Genomic DNA, 683 nt, shown 5'->3' on the forward strand with positions numbered 1-683 from the left:
GGCAGCGCCGTCGCGCGCGGCCGGTCCCGCCGATGGCCCGCAGGGTCACATCCGACGGGACACGGATGCAGGCCGGAACTTCCCGCGCCGCGGGGCCTCCACCCAGGTTTGCCATTCTTGTAACCACTGGAATCCAAGCATCCAAGGAGCCCCGATCCGTGTCCTTTGCCCTGCCCCGTCTCGTTCGCTGGTTGTCCACCTCCGCCGCCGCGCTGGCCCTGGCCGTGCCCGCGCTGGCCCCTGCCGCCGCGCAGGCGGCTGATTTCGTCAGCATCAAGGGCGCCACCATCAACGTGCGCGAGCAACCCACCACGCGCTCGGACGTGCTGTGGGAGCTGGGCCAGGGCTATCCGCTGCAGGTGCGCGAGCGCCGCGGCCAGTGGCTGCGCGTGCGCGACCACGAGGCCACGCTGGGCTGGGTGTTTGCCCCGCTCACGCAGCGCACTCCGCACCGCCTGGTCACGGCGCGCGTTGCCAACCTGCGCGCCAAGCCCAGCACCAACAGCCGCATCGTCGGCAAGCTGGAGCAGCACGAGATCGTGCGCACCGTCGGCAGCCAGGGCAGCTGGGCCAAGGTGCGCCGCGACGGCGGCCAGACCGGCTGGGTCGCCAAGCGCCTGACCTGGGGCTGGTAGGCGCCGCCGGCCGCTCAGCCGAACACGCGCTGCGGCTGCGGCGCGTGG

Annotated in this window: 1 protein-coding gene; it reads left to right on the forward strand. The window is 72.9% G+C overall.

Annotation, left to right across the window (positions count from 1 at the left end):
- Positions 1 to 158: 158 nt before the first annotated feature.
- Complete coding sequence (locus tag A612_RS10160; RefSeq protein ID WP_019374384.1) at positions 159 to 635, forward strand: SH3 domain-containing protein; 477 nt, start codon at positions 159 to 161, stop codon at positions 633 to 635.
- The last annotated feature ends 48 nt before the right edge of the window (positions 636 to 683 follow it).

The sequence above is a fragment of the Melaminivora alkalimesophila genome, from assembly GCF_000282995.1.
Lineage (GTDB): Bacteria > Pseudomonadota > Gammaproteobacteria > Burkholderiales > Burkholderiaceae_C > Melaminivora > Melaminivora alkalimesophila.